19 protein-coding genes and 1 other annotated feature are annotated in these 19613 nt (G+C 40.8%); of the genes, 4 read left to right on the top strand and 15 right to left on the bottom strand.

The window, feature by feature from the left end; all coding sequences use genetic code 11:
• Positions 1 to 204 precede the first annotated feature (204 nt).
• The gene (locus OLD84_RS04010) at positions 205 to 1476 is read left to right on the top strand and encodes a S1C family serine protease (protein ID WP_209461830.1); all 1272 of its coding nucleotides are present in this window, start codon (positions 205 to 207) and stop codon (positions 1474 to 1476) included.
• 83 nt (positions 1477 to 1559) lie between these two features.
• On the opposite strand, the gene OLD84_RS04005 is transcribed toward OLD84_RS04010, so the two are convergent.
• On the bottom strand, positions 1560 to 2222 hold the full coding sequence (locus OLD84_RS04005) for a yteA family sporulation protein (RefSeq protein ID WP_209461829.1): 663 nt from the start codon (positions 2220 to 2222) through the stop codon (positions 1560 to 1562).
• 198 nt (positions 2223 to 2420) lie between these two features.
• Between OLD84_RS04005 and OLD84_RS04000 the strand changes: the two genes are divergently transcribed.
• Positions 2421 to 3293, top strand: a complete 873-nt coding sequence (locus OLD84_RS04000; RefSeq protein ID WP_209461828.1) for an NAD(P)-dependent oxidoreductase — start codon at positions 2421 to 2423, stop codon at positions 3291 to 3293.
• Positions 3294 to 3342: 49 nt separating this feature from the next.
• On the opposite strand, the gene OLD84_RS03995 is transcribed toward OLD84_RS04000, so the two are convergent.
• The 3 genes from OLD84_RS03995 to OLD84_RS03985 all read right to left on the bottom strand — a co-directional run bounded on the left by OLD84_RS03995 (position 3343) and on the right by OLD84_RS03985 (position 4650).
• The gene (locus OLD84_RS03995; RefSeq protein WP_209461898.1) at positions 3343 to 3642 is read right to left on the bottom strand and encodes a hypothetical protein; all 300 of its coding nucleotides are present in this window, start codon (positions 3640 to 3642) and stop codon (positions 3343 to 3345) included.
• A gap of 10 nt (positions 3643 to 3652) precedes the next feature.
• Positions 3653 to 4342, bottom strand: a complete 690-nt coding sequence (locus OLD84_RS03990) for a class I SAM-dependent methyltransferase (protein WP_209461827.1) — start codon at positions 4340 to 4342, stop codon at positions 3653 to 3655.
• A gap of 107 nt (positions 4343 to 4449) precedes the next feature.
• Positions 4450 to 4650, bottom strand: a complete 201-nt coding sequence (locus OLD84_RS03985) for a cold shock domain-containing protein (RefSeq protein ID WP_209461826.1) — start codon at positions 4648 to 4650, stop codon at positions 4450 to 4452.
• A gap of 467 nt (positions 4651 to 5117) precedes the next feature.
• Between OLD84_RS03985 and trhO the strand changes: the two genes are divergently transcribed.
• Both trhO and OLD84_RS03970 read left to right on the top strand, forming a co-directional pair.
• Positions 5118 to 6089, top strand: coding sequence for an oxygen-dependent tRNA uridine(34) hydroxylase TrhO (gene trhO / locus OLD84_RS03975; protein ID WP_209461825.1), 972 nt, complete (start codon positions 5118 to 5120; stop codon positions 6087 to 6089).
• Between the two features lie 187 nt (positions 6090 to 6276).
• The gene (locus OLD84_RS03970; RefSeq protein ID WP_209461824.1) at positions 6277 to 6756 is read left to right on the top strand and encodes a glutathione peroxidase; all 480 of its coding nucleotides are present in this window, start codon (positions 6277 to 6279) and stop codon (positions 6754 to 6756) included.
• A gap of 536 nt (positions 6757 to 7292) precedes the next feature.
• On the opposite strand, the gene proS is transcribed toward OLD84_RS03970, so the two are convergent.
• The 11 genes from proS to OLD84_RS03915 all read right to left on the bottom strand — a co-directional run bounded on the left by proS (position 7293) and on the right by OLD84_RS03915 (position 19555).
• Positions 7293 to 8732, bottom strand: a complete 1440-nt coding sequence (proS, locus tag OLD84_RS03965; protein WP_209461823.1) for a proline--tRNA ligase — start codon at positions 8730 to 8732, stop codon at positions 7293 to 7295.
• A 60-nt stretch (positions 8733 to 8792) separates the two neighbouring features.
• Positions 8793 to 9014: a binding site (T-box leader), on the bottom strand.
• 286 nt (positions 9015 to 9300) lie between these two features.
• Entirely contained in the window at positions 9301 to 10764 is a 1464-nt protein-coding gene (locus tag OLD84_RS03960) for an aldehyde dehydrogenase family protein (RefSeq protein ID WP_209461822.1), read from the bottom strand.
• 94 nt (positions 10765 to 10858) lie between these two features.
• Positions 10859 to 11410 carry a cysteine hydrolase family protein gene (locus OLD84_RS03955; RefSeq protein WP_209461821.1) on the bottom strand — a complete coding sequence of 184 codons (552 nt, stop codon included), beginning with the start codon at positions 11408 to 11410 and terminating at the stop codon, positions 10859 to 10861.
• Between the two features lie 55 nt (positions 11411 to 11465).
• Positions 11466 to 12320, bottom strand: a complete 855-nt coding sequence (gene thiD / locus OLD84_RS03950) for a bifunctional hydroxymethylpyrimidine kinase/phosphomethylpyrimidine kinase (RefSeq protein WP_209461820.1) — start codon at positions 12318 to 12320, stop codon at positions 11466 to 11468.
• A 30-nt stretch (positions 12321 to 12350) separates the two neighbouring features.
• Positions 12351 to 12836 (bottom strand): DUF456 domain-containing protein, encoded by a 486-nt coding sequence (locus OLD84_RS03945; RefSeq protein WP_209461819.1) that lies wholly within the window; start codon positions 12834 to 12836, stop codon positions 12351 to 12353.
• Positions 12837 to 13039: 203 nt separating this feature from the next.
• On the bottom strand, positions 13040 to 13876 hold the full coding sequence (gene larE, locus OLD84_RS03940) for an ATP-dependent sacrificial sulfur transferase LarE (RefSeq protein WP_209461818.1): 837 nt from the start codon (positions 13874 to 13876) through the stop codon (positions 13040 to 13042).
• Positions 13877 to 14025: 149 nt separating this feature from the next.
• Positions 14026 to 15474, bottom strand: coding sequence for an ABC transporter ATP-binding protein (locus OLD84_RS03935; protein ID WP_209461817.1), 1449 nt, complete (start codon positions 15472 to 15474; stop codon positions 14026 to 14028).
• Positions 15475 to 15478: 4 nt separating this feature from the next.
• A complete protein-coding gene (locus OLD84_RS03930) occupies positions 15479 to 16309 on the bottom strand; it encodes an ABC transporter permease (RefSeq protein ID WP_209461897.1) in 831 nt (276 codons plus the stop codon).
• Entirely contained in the window at positions 16309 to 17298 is a 990-nt protein-coding gene (locus tag OLD84_RS03925; protein ID WP_209461816.1) for an ABC transporter permease, read from the bottom strand. Before OLD84_RS03925 ends, OLD84_RS03930 begins: the two co-directional genes overlap by 1 nt.
• Positions 17299 to 17318: 20 nt before the next feature.
• Positions 17319 to 18905, bottom strand: a complete 1587-nt coding sequence (locus tag OLD84_RS03920; protein ID WP_209461815.1) for an ABC transporter substrate-binding protein — start codon at positions 18903 to 18905, stop codon at positions 17319 to 17321.
• A gap of 191 nt (positions 18906 to 19096) precedes the next feature.
• Positions 19097 to 19555 carry a YheE family protein gene (locus tag OLD84_RS03915; RefSeq protein ID WP_264917275.1) on the bottom strand — a complete coding sequence of 153 codons (459 nt, stop codon included), beginning with the start codon at positions 19553 to 19555 and terminating at the stop codon, positions 19097 to 19099.
• Positions 19556 to 19613: the final 58 nt, after the last annotated feature.

The following is a 19613-nucleotide window of genomic DNA, read 5'->3' as shown; positions in this document are numbered from 1 at the left end:
CAAATTCATAATTGCTCTCTTTGAAAATAAAAATACCAGTCTTGCATTTTCATTTTATTGGTGAGTTCCATACATAATAGGCTACCCATTAAACTACTGCGGTAATAACTTTTACATATTTCTACCACATTTCTACTGTATTTTTCCCAAATCCATCCTGTATAATTAAATTTACAATCATAGAATGAAATGGGGGCTTACATTATGGATAATAATGAAGAAAACCAATCACATAATCAAACGGTAGAAGAAGAAACAAGTGATAATGAGAATACAACAGAAAAACGGGCGTCAGAGAAACCGAACAGACCAGGTATGAATACGTTCTTTGGCGGCATCGTAGGTGGGGTGATTTCCGCGGTCATCGTCGTTTTATTATTTAATAGTGGAACGATCCCGTTAAATGAAACGACAGAGTCTTCAGGGGCAACCGACTCCACAGAAGATGAGCCAACAGAAGTTGTAGAAACATTAGCTTCAGGAGATGCAGATACCGCTACAAATATGAGCGAAGCATCTCAAGCAGTAGTGGGAGTTAAGAATCTCCAACAGCAATCGATTTGGGAAGAAAGCGAAGACGCTGGAACCGGTTCAGGTATTATTTATAAGAAAGAGGATGACGATGCCTATATTGTAACAAATCAGCATGTGGTTCAAGATGCTGAAGAAATTGAGGTTGTCTTAAATGATGATGAACAAGTCCCAGCCGAAGTTTTAGGGACGGATGCTTTAACGGATTTAGCAGTATTACAAATTGATGGGGAAAACGTTGATACCATTGCCAGTTTAGGTTCTTCTGGTGATTTACAAGTTGGCGAAACAGTTGCAGCTATCGGAAATCCGCTTGGACTGGAGTTTGCGAACACCGTTACACAAGGAATTGTCAGTGGCTTGGAACGTTCCATTAGTGTGGATACAACAGGTAACGGGCAGCCTGATTGGGTAACAGAAGTTATTCAAACAGACGCTGCCATTAACCCTGGGAATAGTGGCGGAGCATTAGTCAACGGAGATGGGGAAGTAATTGGAATCAACTCGATGAAAATCGCGCAACAGGCTGTAGAAGGTATTGGTTTTGCTATCCCTATTGATGAAGCATTACCGGTTATGGAACAACTTGAAGTAAGTGGGGAAATTCAACGGCCTGTAATCGGAATTAGCACCGTAAGCCTAAATCAAGTTCCACCCCAATACCGGAATGAAATAAGCTTACCAGAGGACCTAGAAGGCGGAATGGTAATCGCAGATGTTCAAACAAATTCAGGAGCAGATGAAGCTAATTTACAACAGTTTGATGTCATTACTGAAATCGATGGGGAAGAAATAACATCCATTTTAGATTTAAGGCAAAATCTGTATTCTGATGATAATAATATTGGTGATACGGTTGAAATAGAGTATTACAGGGACGGAAACCAGGAAACCGCAACCCTTGAACTGCAAGGTGAAGAAAATGAGCAACAAGAAGAACTATAATGATGAATGAAACAAGACTCCTTCTATGCAACTTGTTGCTTTGAAGGAGTCTTTATCTATTTTCAAATAATATAAGGCTCACATTAATCACCTTCATATTTATTATGATTTGGTGTTACTCCACTGTACGTACCATCCATATCCGCTGAGATAAAACCCTCCACATCTTCTGCGTCCCCGACATTTTCATCACTGTTTGGATACATCTCATCATAATCAGCTTTATCTCCATAAAAGTCAGATGGTGTTTCGGATGTACCATAATGGCTTACCTCTTGCCAGGCATCCTCTGCATCATAGCCGACTTGTTCTTCATCTGTTACTTCATCCGGATTGATATTTGGGCTAAATACTTCTTCTTCTACAGGTCTGCTACGTTCGAAATTGGTTTCATTGGCATGCGCAATACATCGATCAGCAGTAGGGACAGCTTCTAGCCGTTCTAACGGAATATCCTCTCCGCATTTACTGCAAATTCCGTAAGTCCCATCTTCAATTGCATGCAACGCGGCATTAATATCTTCTAACTCCATTTCTGCATGTTCATTAAGCGCTATATCCTTTTCTCTTTCATACAACTCTGTTCCCATATCTGCAGGGTGATTATCATAATTTGACAGCTCGCCCACCGATTCTTTTGCTAATTCAAGCGTTTTACCAAAGTGATCCTGCACATGATCAATTAATTCGGTTTGCCTATCCACTAATGCAGTTTTACATTGGTTTATTTGCTCGCTTGTAATCATTACGATCAGCCTCCATTAATTGTTTAAGCGTGCTACCTATACTATGTGTAAATGTGTTATAATGATTCTTTAATGAAGCACCCAAATCATGTCAATAACGGGAATGTCATCCTTAGGAACAATTTTATGTTATAAAGGAATTCACCTGAACAATGTCGAAATAAATTAAGAAGACCACTTTTAAGGAGAGATGATCGTATGCTTTCAATTAATGCAAAAATTGGCTTCATTGGTACTGGTGTAATGGGGAAAAATATGATCGCAAACTTGCAAAAGGCCGGATATCCAATAAGTCTTTATACAAGGACAAAGGAAAAAGCACAAGGATTATTGGATAATGGGGCAATCTGGAAAAGTTCTATTGCTGAATTAGCTAAGTCCACTGATGTGATCATAACAATGGTCGGCTACCCGGCAGATGTAGAGGAAGTTTATTTTGGTCAAAACGGAATCCTTGAAAATGCGAAAGCAGGATCATATGTCGTTGATATGACAACCTCAAAACCCTCTTTAGCAATAGAGATTTACAAGCAAGCGCTGGAGAAAAATATTTATTCCATGGATGCACCCGTTTCTGGCGGGGACGTGGGTGCAATAAATGGTTCGCTTGCGATTATGGCAGGCGGCGATCAGCATACGTTTGATTCCGTCTTGCCTCTATTTGATATTGTTGGCGAAAATATTATACGGCAAGGAGGAGCGGGAGCGGGTCAGCACACCAAATTGGCCAATCAAATCACGATCGCTTCGAATATGATTGGTGTTTGCGAGGCAATTGCCTATTCCAAAAGATCCGGCTTAGATCCGATGCGTGTACTGGATAGTATTACAACAGGAGCAGCCGGCAGTTTTTCCTTATCAAAACTAGCTCCTCGCATGCTAGAAGGCGATAACGCGCCAGGATTTTATGTAAAGCACTTTATTAAAGACATGACGATTGCACTTGAATCAGCTGAAGAGATGGGCTTATCAACTCCAGGACTTTCGCTTTCTCTGGATCTTTATAAGGAACTAGCCGAAAAAGGTGAAAATGATAGCGGAACGCAAGCATTGATTAAGTTATTCGAATAATAGTGCGTGTTCAACATCCTCTAGTAGATAAAGAAACGGGAAATCATAATTATTTTTCCCGTTTCTCTATTTCTTCTTGTACAGCAAAAGCCAGTTCATCATTTCCAAAAACCTGAAGTATATTTAACAGCGTTGGATCACCTATTTCCTCCGACTCTTCTTTAGAAACAGTTAATTCCAGCGTTTCAACCAGCGTGTTATTCTTCGATTGACCAGGATAGGCTTTTTCATATAATGCCACAGGATCAAGATTATTATTAATACACCACTGCGCATAAATCAGTATCATCATTTTTTCGTCGTTTTGGTAGCTTTCGATAACCTGTTTTTCCATTTCTTTTTTATTCATTTCGTCCATTTTATTCACCAACTTTTCGCAGCATAAATACCCACATAAAGGTTAAAGCCTGTTTTAATTCTAAGCTTAAATATTGATGATGGCGCGCTTCTACGCCTTCTTTATACACACCGATACCATCTACATATTCTAGATTATGATCTGCACTAAGTTTCTGAAGCTCCCATGGCATCATCGTATTAGCAATCGCCTTTTCTCCAAGTAAACGAGGATAGCTATTCATTCTTGGCCCTGCCGTCGGGCCTAATATACCAACAAAAAGAAGTCCATCTTTTTTTACAACACGCTTTAATTCTAACAATGCTTCAACTGGCGATTCCGTCCACTCCAAAACATTAATCGCCATGACGCCATCAAAGCTATTGTCTTCAAATGGAAGTTCATTCACGTCACCTTGGGAAAAAGGAATTGCCTCATGCTTCGTTCGTTCTTTGGCAAGCGCGATCATTTCACTGGAAATATCCATCCCGACTACATCATATCCAGCCTTATGTAATTTATAGGATCCATAACCATCCCCGCAGCCAATATCGAGGATTTTGCTGCCTTTTTTAAAATAATCTTTCACAAAAGGAATAATATCCTTTCTACTGCCATTATCCCACATGTGCACACTATGTTCATTCCAAAAATGCGCACGATTATCCCATTGTATTTCCGCTTCTTTTTTCCAATTAAATGGTGATGTCATATCAATTTCCTCCTCCATGAAGCTATTCGACATACATGCGATAAAAAACGGATGAATTTAAAAAAGGTCTACCCCACGAGTGAGATAGACCTTTTTAAAATCATCTATTATAGACGAGTTACGTTAGCTGCTTGTGGTCCACGGTTACCTTCAACGATTTCAAACTCTACGCTTTGTCCTTCTTCAAGCGTTTTGAAACCTTCAGCATTAATTGCTGAGAAATGTACGAATACATCGTCTCCATCTTCACGCTCGATGAAACCGAAGCCTTTTTCTGCGTTAAACCATTTTACTGTGCCATTCATCATGTAAATGACCTCCTTATACAAATATCGTGCAAAGTAATTGAATCCAAAATACTTTTACACCACTTTGATAAAGAGATCGTAAAGTATTATTCAAACTTCAATTTCCTTTTGCTTATTTAACTTTAACCCTTTGCGAAATAAAATGCAAGCGTTTAGGGATTTTTTTAATTAAACGTTTTTAAAGCTTGATAATGTTGCGTGCGGTAGCGGAAGCCACAGGTGTTGAAACCATAAATTCAAAATACTCCCCTAATATAGAGAAACTTTTCTTGTTTGGTGAAGATGAAACGCTTAGAAATCATAATTTAAACTATCGATTGAAAGCGTGAGTATTTGTTATATTTTTGTTAAGTGATTGGCAAGTAACATAGAAATATGGTAAAATATCTTCTTGCAAGATTATAAAATAAAATACGACTACCAAACATTTATATCTTGCAAATATGAATGAATAGGTGGTAATAAACATGGAAAGCAGTAAAAATTATGAGGTTTTATTGTACTACAATTATGTCCAAATTGAAGATCCTGAAGGCTTTGCGGCAGAACATCTGCAATTTTGTAATGACCTGGAATTGAAGGGGCGTATTTTAGTAGCTCCTGAAGGCATCAATGGGACCGTTTCAGGATCTCGTGAACAAACTGAAAAATATAGGAAAGCTATGAATAATGATCCACGTTTTGCAGACATGACATTTAAAGTTGATCCGCATGATGGTCATGCATTCAAGAAAATGCATGTACGTCCAAGAACTGAATTGGTAAGTCTTCGCTTGGAGAATGATATTGATCCGCTGCAGACAACTGGGGATCACTTATCACCCAAGGAATTTTACGAAGCAATGCAGGACGAGGATACGGTTATTCTTGACGCGAGAAATGATTACGAGTATGACTTAGGTCATTTCCGTGGAGCAATTCGACCAGATATTGAAACATTCCGTGAATTACCTGAATGGGTTCAGGAAAACAAACACCTTATTGAGGGAAAACGTATTCTAACCTATTGTACAGGCGGGATTCGCTGTGAGAAATTTTCCGGCTGGTTAGTAAAAGAAGGCTTTGAAGATGTTGCACAGCTACATGGCGGCATTGTAACCTACGGGAAAGATCCAGAGGTTCAGGGCGAATTATGGGATGGCCGCTGCTACGTATTCGATGAACGGATTTCTGTACCCGTCAATAAGAAAGAACATGTTATAGTTGGCATAGACTATTTTGATGGACAGCCATCCGAACGTTATGTGAACTGTGCTAATCCTGAATGCAACAAACAAATCATTTGTTCTGAAGAAAATGAGCATAAATATATCCGTGGTTGTACACCTGAATGCCGTGTGAGTCCACGTAATATGTATGTGAAAGAACATGATTTATCGGAAGAAGAAGTTCAGGGCAGACTTGAAATTCTTGGAGAAAATTTGAAGCAGGAAATATAGTAGGAGAAGACGGCCTTTGCGGGTCGTCTTTTTTTGACAGGTAAGAAACTAACATGGATCGCCTTGAGTGGATGTTTTCTTTCTACATTATCTAGTAACCTATGTAAATACATTCGCAAAACCCGTACAAATATTTTGACATCAATCTTCTAGCATTGCTATCCTTTTACTAAAGGAGGCAAATCGTATGAGTATTTATGATTTTTCTGTAAAGACAATGCAAGGTGATAAGAAATCACTGTCCGACTATAAAGGTAAAACGCTTCTTATCGTGAATACAGCAAGTAAATGTGGATTCACACCGCAGTTTGAAGGGTTGCAAAATGTATATGAACAATATCAGGATCAGGATTTTGAAATCCTCGGCTTCCCTTGTAATCAATTCAATAATCAAGACCCTGGAAATGATGAGGAGATCTCTCAATTCTGTGAGCGTAACTATGGTGTCACATTCCCGATGTTCAGTAAAGTAGATGTAAAAGGCGAGGATGCACACCCTCTTTTCGAATATCTAACTACGGAAGAAAAGGGTATGCTTACCAAAGACATCAAATGGAACTTTACTAAGTTTTTGATTGATAAAAACGGTAAAGTAGTCGACCGATACGCACCGCAAACAAAACCAGAGAACATTGTAAAAGATATTGATAAGGCAATGCAGGCGTAACAAAGTAGACAGATAATCGTTTTACGTTTTGGATGCTTTTTGGTAGGGCTGTCTCCCAGTTTGACATGGCGCTCTCCCGATTCAGGGCTACTTAGAATTAGACTTAAAAGTGGACAGGAAATAGAGAGAATGTAGTAAATAAAACCATCAATGAAATGGAGCGTGTCCTCAATAAGTAGACGATATGATCAAGAATTTAAACAGTATATCGCAAAATGGTGCTCGAGCGAGCAGGAGATTCCCTCATTCGAGCGGCAGAAGCTTCTACTCGAGCGAGCTGGTGCCCCACTCGAGCGGTAGTGACAATTTTGAAGTCTGGGGCTCGAACTCAGAAAGGTGGCGCTCGACCTGGCCATCCACTCGCTCGACTTAGGAGTGCTGGTGCTCGAGCGAGCGCGAGATTGCCTCATTCGAGCGACATACTGTCTCCCGATTCGGTGTCGCTAGCCACTTTTCGGTCACTGGGACACTTCCTGCCCCCCCGCCATCTGCCGACATACACAAAAAACGAGCGCTACCAGCGCTCGTTTTTTACATTAATATGCTTTTGCCCAATATACAAGTTCTTTTGCTTCTTTTCCGCAGCATACACAGGTATCTGCTATCGACTCTTGTTCAAAAGGAATTAAGCGTGATGTTGCTCCTGTGTCCTCTTTTATTTTTTCCTCACAAGACATATCGCCACACCACATTGCTTTAATAAATCCTGATTTTTGATCCAGCGTTTGTTTGAATTCGTCCATGTCTGTCGCAACACTCGTTTTTTCCACGCGGTGCGCCAATGCTTTATCAAATAAATTTTGCTGGATTTCATCTAGTAAAACCGGCAAACGTGCTTCCAAATCAGTACGTGCTACAAATTCTTTCTCTCCGGTGTCCCGGCGAACGAGCACGACCTGGTCTTTTTCAATGTCTTTTGGTCCCATTTCAATTCGAACCGGAATTCCTTTCATTTCATACTCATTAAATTTCCAGCCTGGCTTTTTGTCACTTGCATCGATACCGACACGGACAAGATCCTTCATTTCATCGCGCAGGTCATATGCTTTATCAAGTACACCTTCTTTATGCTGGGCAACCGGGACAATCATTGCTTGGGTTGGTGCAATCTGTGGAGGCACGACTAATCCTCTGTTATCTCCATGTACCATAATCAATGCACCCATGATACGTGTAGAGAGTCCCCATGAAGTTTGATGTACAAACTGACTTTCACCGTTTTCATCTAAATACGTAATATCAAACGCTTCTGCAAATCCTGAACCAAAATGGTGTGATGTTGCCGATTGCAATGCTTTTCCATCATGCATTAAGGCTTCAATGGTTAGCGTATATTTTGCACCAGCAAATTTTTCTTTATCCGTTTTGCGACCTTTATACACAGGGATTGCTAGATAATTCTCTACCACATCAGCATAGACCCCAAGCATTCTATCTGTTTCTTCTGATGCATCAGCATCGGTTGCATGTGCTGTATGTCCTTCTTGCCAATGGAATTCAGACGACCGTAGGAATGGACGTGTTGTTTTTTCCCAGCGCACAACATTCGCCCATTGGTTATAAAGCATTGGCAGATCACGATAGGAATGAATATTTTTAGAATAGTAATCACTGAACAACGCTTCTGAAGTTGGGCGTACAGCTATTCTTTCAGCTAATTTATCCTCCCCACCATGTGTGACCCAGGCTACTTCCGGCGCGAATCCTTCCACATGATCTTTTTCCTTTTGCAGTAGTCTTTCAGGAACGAATAATGGAAATGATACATTCGAGTGCCCAGTTGCCTTAATTTGACGGTCAAGTTCATCGCGGATATTTTCCCATATTGCAAAACCATCTGGCTTAATGATCATTGTCCCTCTCACTGGGCCGTAATCAACCAAATCCGCCTGTTTTACAACATCTGTGTACCACCTGGCAAAATCATCTTCCATCGCTGTTACGTTTTCAACAAACTGCTTATTTTTCTTACCCAAGATCAACACCTCTATCTTTAAAATTATGTATTTTTATGAACACAAAAAATCCTCCATCCGAAAAGGGACCGAGGCCTGGTGGTACCACCCTTGTTTACAAGGAACTGCTCCTTGTACACTTGAATTGATAACGGTTATGAACCGCGCACATCTTATAGCGAAAAAGCTTTTCGATGGCGAACTTAAAGGCAGGTTCTAAATGACGTCTTTAGAAATTTCCAGCAACCATTTCTTCTCTTTGAAAGACGATCAACTTATACTAATCCTTATCAACGTTTCGTATATATTTCCTAATATATAGTGATAGGAGAGGAAAGTCAAGATTTACTATCAGGTCTCTTAGAATATAGTGAAAAAAGAAGAAAAAGAAAGGTATTAGTAGCAACAACTATCATACTTCTCAAAGACAGACCAGCAGAAAAATGAAATGAATTGATGTTACATCGGGATAAATCATTCCATAAAATAAAACCTGTTTTCTTTTTGCTAAAGCTGAGAACAGGTTTTATTTTTATTAAAGGCCCGAAATTAGGACAGCCGCTAGAGCTATCCTCATCACCAGACAACGTTAAAACGGAAATTCTCGGTACTCCTCTTGTACAGATATCCATTTCAGTTTTGTGAACTCATCGATCACCCATGGATTTCCAAACCTTCCCATACCACTTTGTTTATTCCCGCCGAATGGAATATTGGCTGCATCATTCACCGGTTGGTCATTTACATGCGTCATCCCGCTATCGATCTTCATGCCATACGCCTCACCTTTTTCCAAGTCAGAGGTGAATATCGAAGACGTTAATCCGTAATTGGTGTCATTGGCCATTTCAATTGCTTGATCATCCGATTCAGCTTTAATAATAGATACAACTGGGGAAAATAATTCTGTTTGAGCGATTTCATCTCTGCTATCTACATCCACGAAAACAAATGGAGTTAACAGATTTCCTTCACGCTTGCCTTTTAGTCCCATTTTGACGCCATTTTTTTCTGCTTTGTCAATAATCTCAAGCACATTTTCCACCTGCTCTTCATTAATCAAAGGGCCAATAACGGTGTCTGGATCAGTTTGATCACCATAGGGCAACTGCTTTGCCCGTTCAATAAATTTTTCCGAAAATCTTTCATACACGTTTTCATGCACAATCAGTCGATTTACACTCATACAAATCTGTCCTTGATGCATGAACTTTCCGAAAATCGCTGCGTCGACCGCTTGATCAACCTCCGCATCCTCAAGAACAATAAACGGGTTATTTCCACCAAGCTCCAGCGCCACACGCTTTAGATTTTCTCCGGCAACTTTTCCTATATGTTTTCCAAAACCAGTCGATCCCGTAAAAGCAATTAATTGCACAGTTGGGTTTTCCAACATTTCATCGCCAATTTCATCTGGTGATGTGAAAATCGATTGAAACACGCCTCCTGGCAGACCGGCATAATCAAAAGCTCTTGCTATAATCGATCCTCCTGTTAATCCAACCTGGAGATCTGCTTTATGGACAACCGTGTTACCCAGTGCTATCGCTGGTGCAATCGAACGCATGGATAGGTTCATTGGAAAATTGAATGGTGAAATAGAAGAAATCACACCTAACGGCTGGCGATATATTTTATTTCTTTTCCCATCAATCGTCGCATGGACCTCTTTTACTTCCCCCGTCGCATCCATATACTCAAACGTTTCCTCCAGTACATCGATGGAAAGATTTAACTCCAGTTCAGCTTTTAGTAATGTGCCACCCGTTTCCTGACTGACAATGCTGATAATGTCCTCACGATTATCCTGAAGAAACCCTGCTGCCTTGCGAAGTATTTCCCTTCTGTCATCAACAGAATAATGAGCCCAATCTTTTTGCCGAGCTTCTGCAATTTCATATGCATTCTTTACTTGGTCTAAAGACGCAAGTTGTACAGTTGTTAACACGGAATTATCATACGGATTCTTAATATCTTCCTTTTGACCTGTGTCTCCATCTACCCACTTACCATCGATATAACTTTTATTATAATTTGCTATGAAATTATCCATTTGCACACCCCTTCAAGCAAGTTTTTCTTATTATTCCCCAACTAAAAGTAAAAGACGTTAAGAAAAAGCGGGACGGGGACAGGAACTCTGTCCCCTATAAAACGCTCGCACCCAATGTATCTGTAAAATGCCCTAATGCCCAGTCATGACCTGCTTGATTAAAGCTTGCTACCGCGTCTTTATGTACTACAATTTTAAACCCTTTGTTGTAAGCCTCAACGGCTGTGTGTAGTACACAAATATCGGTGCAAACACCAATGATATGAATCTCATCGATTCCACGTTCACGCAGTTTGATTTCCAGATCAGTTCCAGCAAATGCGCTATATCGTGTTTTATCAAAGTAATAGACATTCTCTTTATCTTTATTTTCCTTGTATACATTTGCTAGCTCACCGTACAAATTACGACCCGGCGTTCCGATAATATTATGTGGTGGAAATAAAACGGATTCCGGATGAAGTTCGTCCCCTTCTTCATGAGCATCAATGGCAAACACGACATAATCGCCCGCCTCTACAAATTCCCGAGTCAAGTCCACCACTCTGGTTTCAATCGCCCGTCCAGGCTCCCCGCTCGTCAACTTTCCATCCTCTGCTACAAAATCATTTGTGTAATCCACATTAAGTAATGCTCGCTTCCCCATTTTCATCCTCCTATTCTTTATTGGGATGAAGGGACAGGTTCACTGTCCCCTCCGTTCATCTGGTGCTGGGACAATTAACCTGTCCCTCTGTCCCCTTAATCTCATATGCTTCACCAAACTTGCGCATGGCTGCATGGTACGTGGGTCCTACAACATCTGTGTAGGAAAATCCATGTTCAATCGCGGTGGTGACAAAGCTTTTTGCCTGTCGAACCGCTTCTGCGACAGAATTCCCTTTAGCTAAATATGCCGCAATTGCAGCTGAATACGTACACCCTGCCCCACTTGTGTTAACCGTATCGATACGTGGCGCTTCAATCGTCGTGATTGTTTCTCCATCAAACAATACATCAATTGCCGGGCCTTCTAGCCTTCCACCTTTTACCAATACATTACGTGCACCTAATGGATACAGATCAATCGCCGCCTGTTTTAAATCATCTACACTAGTCAGTTCTCTTCCCCCAAGTAATAAGGAGGCCTCTGGTACATTTGGCGTTATAATCGTGGATAGGGGAATCAGGCTGTTCTTTAGTGCGTCAATCGCATCGTCTTTCAACAGCTTCGAATCCAATTTCCCAACCATAACAGGGTCAACTGTAATATTTTTAATCGAAGAATCCTTGATTAATGCGGCAACAGCCTCTATTACTTCTTTGGAAAATAACATCCCTGTTTTCAGACCATCCGTACCTACCTGTTTCATCGCTGTGGCAAATTGCGCTTCAATTGCCTCCAGCGTTTGTGGGTGTACATTTTTATCCGTCTTCGGATGTCTGCCTACAATGGCTGTAACGACGCTCATCCCATATACATCCAATTCTTGAAACGTCTTCAAATCTGCTTGGATACCAGCGCTCCCACCAGCTGCTGAACCTGCAATTGTGATCACTCGTGATGGATCATTCATATTCGAAAATCCTTTCCTTCATTACATCTGTTAAAATAATAATACGATAAAAAACCAAACAATCATAGTGAATTGAACAACTACCTTTGCCACAGTGCCACCCAGAAATCCGATAAGCGAACCGATTGATGCTCGAAACGCATCTCGTGTAGTTCTCTGTTGACTCCTTTCAATGAGAAAAACCGCAATAAACGGTACATATATAATACCAAACGGTGGTGTAATAAATGATCCAATAATGACTGCTATTGCTGCTCCTCTTTCTCCCCATTTACTTCCACCGAATTTTCTAACAAAATAACTATTAGCAATAATGTCTGCACCAATGAGTATTACCGTGAACACACCCATGAAAATCCAAAAAGACAGGCTAAGCTGATCCGCATTTAGAACGAAATGATAAAGCAAAAAACCAATCCATAGTACAAATACAGAAGGAACAATCGGAAAGACCACTCCAACGAAACTTAAAATAAATAATGCAATAATGACAACCCATATAAAAATATCTAGCATGTTATCCTCCTGTTACACTCTGATTTCCTCTAAAGGGACGGAGGGACAGGAACACTGTCCCCCACTCATCTGGTGTTGGGACAATGAACCTGTCCCTCTGTCCCAGTTGAAAAAGCCATGCAGAGGATTTTTCTGCATGGTTCAATTTCAGCGCTTTCTAAGAATCCCTTTGACGAATGCAAGGTTTTCTAAATATAGCCACTTTAGCTAACTTCTGTTTTTAGTGGTTCTGATGGTAACACTTCATTCATGCTACCTGTTCGATATCCTTGCAGGTCCACTGATACGTATGTGAAGCCAAGTGATGCAAGCTTCAATTGTAATTCATCACGGTGTTTTAACAGTGCATTAATGTCTTGTGACGGAACCTCAATTCGAGCTGCATTATCGTGATAGCGCACACGCACCATCTCGAATCCTAGTTTCCCGATAAACTTCTCAGCCTGATCTACCTGTTCAATTTTCTGTTTATCAATTGTTGTACCATAAGGTATTCTAGATGCTAGACTGCATGATGCCGGTTTATTCCACACTGGGATACTAAGTTCTTTTGTGAGTTCGCGAACCTCTTGTTTGTAAAGCTTTGCTTCCTGCAGTACACTGCGAGCTCCCGCTTCTGTTCTTGCTTGTAAACCAGGACGAAAATCTTCCATATCATCCATGATCATTCCATCCAGAACATGGGAATAACCCCATTCGTCTGCAAGTTTATTTAGATGCGAGTAAAGTAATTTCTTACTGTAATACCAGCTATCAGGTGTATTAGCTACAATCCTATCATCATCTAATTCATTAATTGCTGTCTGATGAACACGAACTCCCATTTCCTCTGCAAGCTTAACAGCGCCTGCAAATTCTTCTTTACGGAATAATTCAGATGCGACTACAACTGCTAGAACATTGTCCTCCCCTAACTCCTGCTGCGCACGCTTCAATACTAAGGTACTATCCACACCGCCTGAAAAAGCTACAATTACCCGGTCCATACCTGCAAGAATTTCTCCCAGGTCTTGATTTTTATCAATCATTGTTTTATTCATGCTTCATCGCCTCACTTTATAATATTCCCTACAGTAAAGGGTTCTTTTTATAAGCCAAGTTTTCTAATATTTGTTCTTCATTCTATTATAACAATAAATTGAAGTCGCTACCAACCTATTTGCATAAGTACGAGCTAATGTATTAAGAGTCAGGCTTCCCTATTCTCTAATGTTTCGAAATCGATCACGCGATCACTAACACGCTGCAGCAAATGATGATCATGGCTGATTGCCAGCACACCGATATTCCGTTGTCTTGCCAACTTTAGCACCGCTTGCCAGATTTGTGCTTGTGTTATCGCATCGAGCATGGTCGTCATCTCATCAGCAATAATGTATTTTGTATTTTCATGGAGTGCCCTAGCAACACAAAATCGCTGTAATTCTCCACCCGATAACTCACTTGGATAGCGCGATAACCACTCTTCTTTGATTTCGAGTACCTGGAGTAATTCCTTATCTGATACCTGCGCTTCTGTTAGTATTTTTTTCATTTGCCACTTGGGATTTATAACCGCTTCTGGGTGTTGCCAAATTAGTTGCACAGGATGTATTCGTGCACGGAAGTCCGTCTCCCCGTCCACTTCTACCGTACCCTCATGCGGATTCATGTATCCTGCAATAAGCTGAGCCATTGTACTTTTCCCTGAACCGCTATAGCCAAACAAACCAACAACTTCACCAGCGTTTAACTTTAAATTTAGCTGTTCAAAAATGGGGCTTTCATTCGGGTAGTGATACGCCATTTCCTTCACTACAAGCGAGCCATCCATTGGTTTAACCATCGCGTTAACAGGGGGACTTTTTAAAGAAACAAAATCATTTTGCGGCAAGACATTCCATAATTTGCGGGTATAGGGATGTTTAAGCCTCTCACCCTTCCCTGTAAAATCTTCTACATTTGCTTGATCTACTGTTTCCCCTTCATTCATTACAACAACCCGGTCCGCAATTTTTAAAGCCGTATTGATATCATGTGTAATGAACATAATCCCCTTACCAGCTGTAGCTAATTCTTTGATAGGATACACCGTTTCATTTAAGGCATGTGGGTCTAGTCCTGGCGTTGGCTCATCAGCAATAATTAAATTCGCACTACTGATGATGGATGTAGCAGCTAAAACTCTTCTCGCCATACCGCCAGATAATTCAAAGGGATATTGCTTTTCCACTTCAATTGGCAATCCAATTTGTTGAAAAACTTCTCGTTGAGTCGTCTTTCTATTTCCTTTTCGAACAACTGCCTGTACTTGCTTACTTGTTTTCATCAATGGGTCTAGCGCGTGCACCGATTGAGGGATAAGCGAAATTTCCTTCCCTCTAAGCGCCGTTTGTTTTTCTGCAGTAATGGGCTCACCCTTATAATTCAATATACCAGAAAGCTGCGCATGTTCAGGAAGGATACCGAGTATCGCATTTGCGAGCAGGCTCTTTCCTGAACCGCTTGCACCAATAACTGCAACAATTTCCCCTTCATAAATCTTCATATCTAATCGATGAATAACCTGCATCGTTGTTTCACGCAGGCCTTTTTTATACTGGCGAAAAGACAAGGAAAGATCTTTCACTTCAAGTAGCGGTGTTTTATCCAAAGTCATTCTATTAGCTACCTTTCTGTCCATGAAATGGATCAATTAATCGACGTATATGTTGTCCAAGTAAATCGAAAATACCTACCATTAACAAAAGAGCCAATCCCGGGAAGAATGCCAGCCACCACATGCCTGTCGATAAATACCGCATCGATTCGGATAAAATAATTCCAATCGCCGGTTGCTCTGTTGATAGACCGAACCCTAAAAAGGTTATTGCCGCTTCATGTAGGATGGCATGAGGAAAAAGTAAAATAAATCCGATTAAAAGCTGTGGTATTAAATGAGGCAAAAAGTGATGCCTAGCAATCCATAACTGTGATTTTCCGAGTTTTCGAGAAACACCGACATATTCGGCCGTTTTCACTTGGAGAATCTCGGAACGAAGGACACGTGCCAAGCTCGGCCAATGCGTTAATGCCAAACCAATGACAATTCCTTCAAATCCTCCACCAAACGCAAACGTAATTAATAGCAGTAGTACAATATGTGGAACACTTAAAAAAAGATCGATTAACCATGTGACAATATAATCTATTGTTCTATTCCACGAAGCAAGTATGCTAAGTATCAGTGCGATAATCGTACTTGAAACCGCTGCAAGCATCCCGACAGCTAGACTCAATGTTAAACCTTTTATGGTACGTGTAAGCATATCGCGCCCCAGCCAATCCGTCCCAAACAAATTCGCAAACGAAGGGGGGCTATTTCTATCTTCTATGTTAATAGCCAGCTGGTTTTCACCTATAAATAAGCCGGTAAAAACCATCGTTACTAACAGAAGAAACGCCATAATAATAGTTGTTAACGTCCGCTGCCTTAGATTCAGTCTTCTTTTCATCACAAGACTTCACCCCTTCTAATACGCGGATCAACAACTTTGTATAATAAATCAGCTATGACATTCCCAACAAAAACAAATACAGTACTAAATAGAACAATACCTAATAAAAGTGGAACGTCGCCACCTAGTCCTGCCTGAACGACCGCTTGTCCCAGACCAGGATAAGAAAATACCTGTTCAGCCAGAACTGCCCCTCCAAAAAGCTCCCCAAATGATGCAAAGTGGATGGAAATGGCAGGTAGCGAAATATTACGTAATCCGTGCCTGAGGAGAAGCCCAAAGCCCTGTTCCCCTTTTGCCTTTGCAAAACGGACGTAATCACTATTTAACACTTCCACCAGCTTTTGTCTCGTATGCAATGCCACATTAGCTACACCAACAACACTCAATGTCAACGCCGGTAAGAACAAATGCCTGAAGCGCTCCATTAGCGTTACATCCTCAGCTAATATACCTGCAGGTGTTCCAAGTCCTACCGGAAACCAACCGAGCCACACAGAGAATAACATGAGCAATAGTAACCCCAACCAGAAACCTGGGGTAGATGCTAAGATAAAACAATAACTTTTAATCAAGCGATCAACCCATGTTCCTTCTCGCATTCCTGCAATAATCCCCATTAGAAAACCAAACACCCCTGAAAGAGACCAGGCCACAGCCATTAATGCTAAGGAAGCAAGAAAACGTTCACCAATTACTTGAGCAACTGGGGTACGATGAATAAGTGAAGTCCCCATATCTCCCTGTAAAATAGCTGCTCCCCAGTTTAAAAACTGTTGCGGTTTCGACTCATCCAACCCCCAATATTCAGCGATATTTTCCCTTTGCTCTGGACTGACTCTTGTCATATCTGCACCGATATACGATTGCACAGGGTCAATGGGGGAAAAGCTTACAAGTGTAAAGGATAGAATACTGATTGCAAGTAACAATGTGGCCAGCTTTACACATCTTCCTACTATATAAAAAGAAATACGTTTAGCCATACCATTTCTACCCTCTTTCTTTACTCTGCCCAATGCCATTGTTCAATTAAGTCGGTAACAGGCCATCCATGTCCGTGTGGCTGTACTTTTTGTTCACCAATTTCCAATTCTTCATGGACATAATATAAATGGTCAAGGTTAACCAGCCACGCCCATGGTGAATCACCTTTTGCGGAAAATCCTGTTTCCCCGTCCCATTGCGCTTTTTGCCAATACCTATTTGCTTCGTCCTCCGTTGTTGCCTGCATGGCTTGATTCATATATTCATCTACAACAGAATTGGAATAAAAATTAGCATTATAGTAACCTTCTCCTCTTGTTTCCGTACTATATAAATTGTACATTTCCAGCGGGTCATGACTTCCCCATCCCATCATCACTGGGTGGGAATACATAAGCGTCTCCAGTTCGTTCCAGCTTTTCCCTTCTGTAGACACATCTATGCCAAGGGGCTCAATCATATCTGCAAAAGCAATCGATAAAGACTGGCGACTTTGATCATCTGCCGGATAGAGTAAGGTGAATGCCGCCTCCAAACCATCTTTTTCACGCACGCCATTTTCGTTTTCTTTCCAACCAGCCTCATCTAACATGTCTTTTGCCTCATCCATCTTGTCATCTTCAAATACCGTTTCCGAATTCCACCATGGAAGTCCATCTGCAACCGAATAAGCAGGACTTCCAAAGCCTTCTAACACACCATCTACTAAAGCTTCACGGTCAATAGCTAGATTGATAGCCTTTCGAATCGTCTCGCCCGCTGTTACATCATTGCCGATCGGAAAACCATCGTCCGTCTCGCCTCCTGCTGATTCATATGGAAACATAATCCCTCGATTATCGACACTATCAAGTTCTACTAGTCGCATCCCAGGTACATCCTCTTTCGCAAATGCAGGTGGTACGGAGGCCACATCAACCTCACCTGCTTGTGCTGCTGCAAATGTCGCATCCTCTGACAAGAATAAGAAAGTAAGTTTTTCAAAAGGAGGTTTCTCCCCGTAATAGTGTGGATTTGCTGTTACGATTAACTGCTGCCCCTTATCCCATTGTTCAAGCTGAAAGGGACCAGACCCAACCGGGTTTTCATTATACGTGTCGTCATACAAATGTTCTGGCACGATACCCGTTGATACAAGCAGATAGATAAAAGTTGATTGGGGTTCTTTCAATGTGAACTCCACTACATCATCCTGAATCGCTTCCACTTTTTCCATATTGCTTAAATCAATGATAGAACCACTATCCGCGGCTGTTTCAAATGTAAACACAACATCGTCTGCAGTAAGTGCTTCTCCATCTGAAAATAGCACATCATCGCGGAGTTCGACTGTCCATTCCAATCCATCATTACTAACTTCATAGTTTTGGCCTACGTCATTTTGGATAGTAAAATCCGCATCCTGTTTGAATAATGTGCTTTGAAAAAGCGGTGAACCATAGCGACCCCAGCCTGTTGTTGGATCAAATCCATCATCTGGTTCACCATCAATGGCCATTACCAATTCCTCTTTTTCGGTTTCATTTGCATTCTCTTCACCATCTCCGGAACACGCACTTATTACGAATGATAGCAGTAGCAGCAATAATAATTTATTATATTTCATGTTTTGTCCACCCTTATTATATTCCTTTCTCATTTTATCTTTAATTTTCTGATACCGCAATATACGAACGTAATACTTAATAATAACCACCCAAAATGCCTATTAGGCGTAGAAGGTGGTTACTTGTTATGGTGTGTAAATAATACGAACTCACAAAATCAAATAGCACTCTAAGGAGAGTGCTATTTTAGTTACTCTATATTTTTCTTCTTCACTTTTTCATAAATCTTTTTTTCTATCTTCTCTACACGATTATCCTTCATTATATGCCTTGGCTTTGGATCAAGCCATTGGATTTCCTCATCACGGAAAAAACCAGTATATTCATTACCTTGAACCGTTAATTTAAATACATGACCCTCATGGGGTTTATCATCAAACATTGGTTTGATTTGAATATCGTCTGTTTCATCCTTACCCCCATGCTCCTCCATAAGCTCGTGAATCTCGGTTTCGAGTGATTGTAATTGTTCCTCCCCAAGATCCTGCTTCGGATGTGGGTTTAACCACTGAATTTCTCCGTCGTGAAAATATCCTTTATATTCTTTTCCATCTACAGAAAGCGCAAATTGACGACGCTCATGCGGACGCTTCTTAAATACTGGTACCTCTTCAAATACATCTGGTTTCACCTTAAATTCGTCTGCCACTGAGAAAACCTCCCAATCCTGATCGTTTATGTTGTATTTTTCCCTAACTTCTTATTGA

It is taken from the genome of Virgibacillus natechei (assembly GCF_026013645.1).
Lineage (GTDB): Bacteria > Bacillota > Bacilli > Bacillales > Amphibacillaceae > Virgibacillus_L > Virgibacillus_L natechei.
Note: the sequence above shows the minus strand (reverse complement) of the source record. Positions and strands in the feature narration are given on the sequence as shown.

Bases quoted from the DNA above. Each gene is read 5' to 3' on its own strand.
- OLD84_RS04010 (WP_209461830.1), top strand. From the start codon at position 205: ATGGATAATAATGAAGAAAACCAATCACATAATCAAACGGTAGAAGAA.
- OLD84_RS04005 (WP_209461829.1), bottom strand. From the start codon at position 2,222: ATGATTACAAGCGAGCAAATAAACCAATGTAAAACTGCATTAGTGGAT.
- OLD84_RS04000 (WP_209461828.1), top strand. From the start codon at position 2,421: ATGCTTTCAATTAATGCAAAAATTGGCTTCATTGGTACTGGTGTAATG.
- OLD84_RS03995 (WP_209461898.1), bottom strand. From the start codon at position 3,642: ATGAATAAAAAAGAAATGGAAAAACAGGTTATCGAAAGCTACCAAAAC.
- OLD84_RS03990 (WP_209461827.1), bottom strand. From the start codon at position 4,342: ATGACATCACCATTTAATTGGAAAAAAGAAGCGGAAATACAATGGGAT.
- OLD84_RS03985 (WP_209461826.1), bottom strand. From the start codon at position 4,650: ATGATGAATGGCACAGTAAAATGGTTTAACGCAGAAAAAGGCTTCGGT.
- trhO (WP_209461825.1), top strand. From the start codon at position 5,118: ATGGAAAGCAGTAAAAATTATGAGGTTTTATTGTACTACAATTATGTC.
- OLD84_RS03970 (WP_209461824.1), top strand. From the start codon at position 6,277: ATGAGTATTTATGATTTTTCTGTAAAGACAATGCAAGGTGATAAGAAA.
- OLD84_RS03960 (WP_209461822.1), bottom strand. From the start codon at position 10,764: ATGGATAATTTCATAGCAAATTATAATAAAAGTTATATCGATGGTAAG.
- OLD84_RS03955 (WP_209461821.1), bottom strand. From the start codon at position 11,410: ATGGGGAAGCGAGCATTACTTAATGTGGATTACACAAATGATTTTGTA.
- thiD (WP_209461820.1), bottom strand. From the start codon at position 12,320: ATGAATGATCCATCACGAGTGATCACAATTGCAGGTTCAGCAGCTGGT.
- OLD84_RS03945 (WP_209461819.1), bottom strand. From the start codon at position 12,836: ATGCTAGATATTTTTATATGGGTTGTCATTATTGCATTATTTATTTTA.
- larE (WP_209461818.1), bottom strand. From the start codon at position 13,876: ATGAATAAAACAATGATTGATAAAAATCAAGACCTGGGAGAAATTCTT.
- OLD84_RS03935 (WP_209461817.1), bottom strand. From the start codon at position 15,474: ATGACTTTGGATAAAACACCGCTACTTGAAGTGAAAGATCTTTCCTTG.
- OLD84_RS03930 (WP_209461897.1), bottom strand. From the start codon at position 16,309: ATGAAAAGAAGACTGAATCTAAGGCAGCGGACGTTAACAACTATTATT.
- OLD84_RS03925 (WP_209461816.1), bottom strand. From the start codon at position 17,298: ATGGCTAAACGTATTTCTTTTTATATAGTAGGAAGATGTGTAAAGCTG.
- OLD84_RS03920 (WP_209461815.1), bottom strand. From the start codon at position 18,905: ATGAAATATAATAAATTATTATTGCTGCTACTGCTATCATTCGTAATA.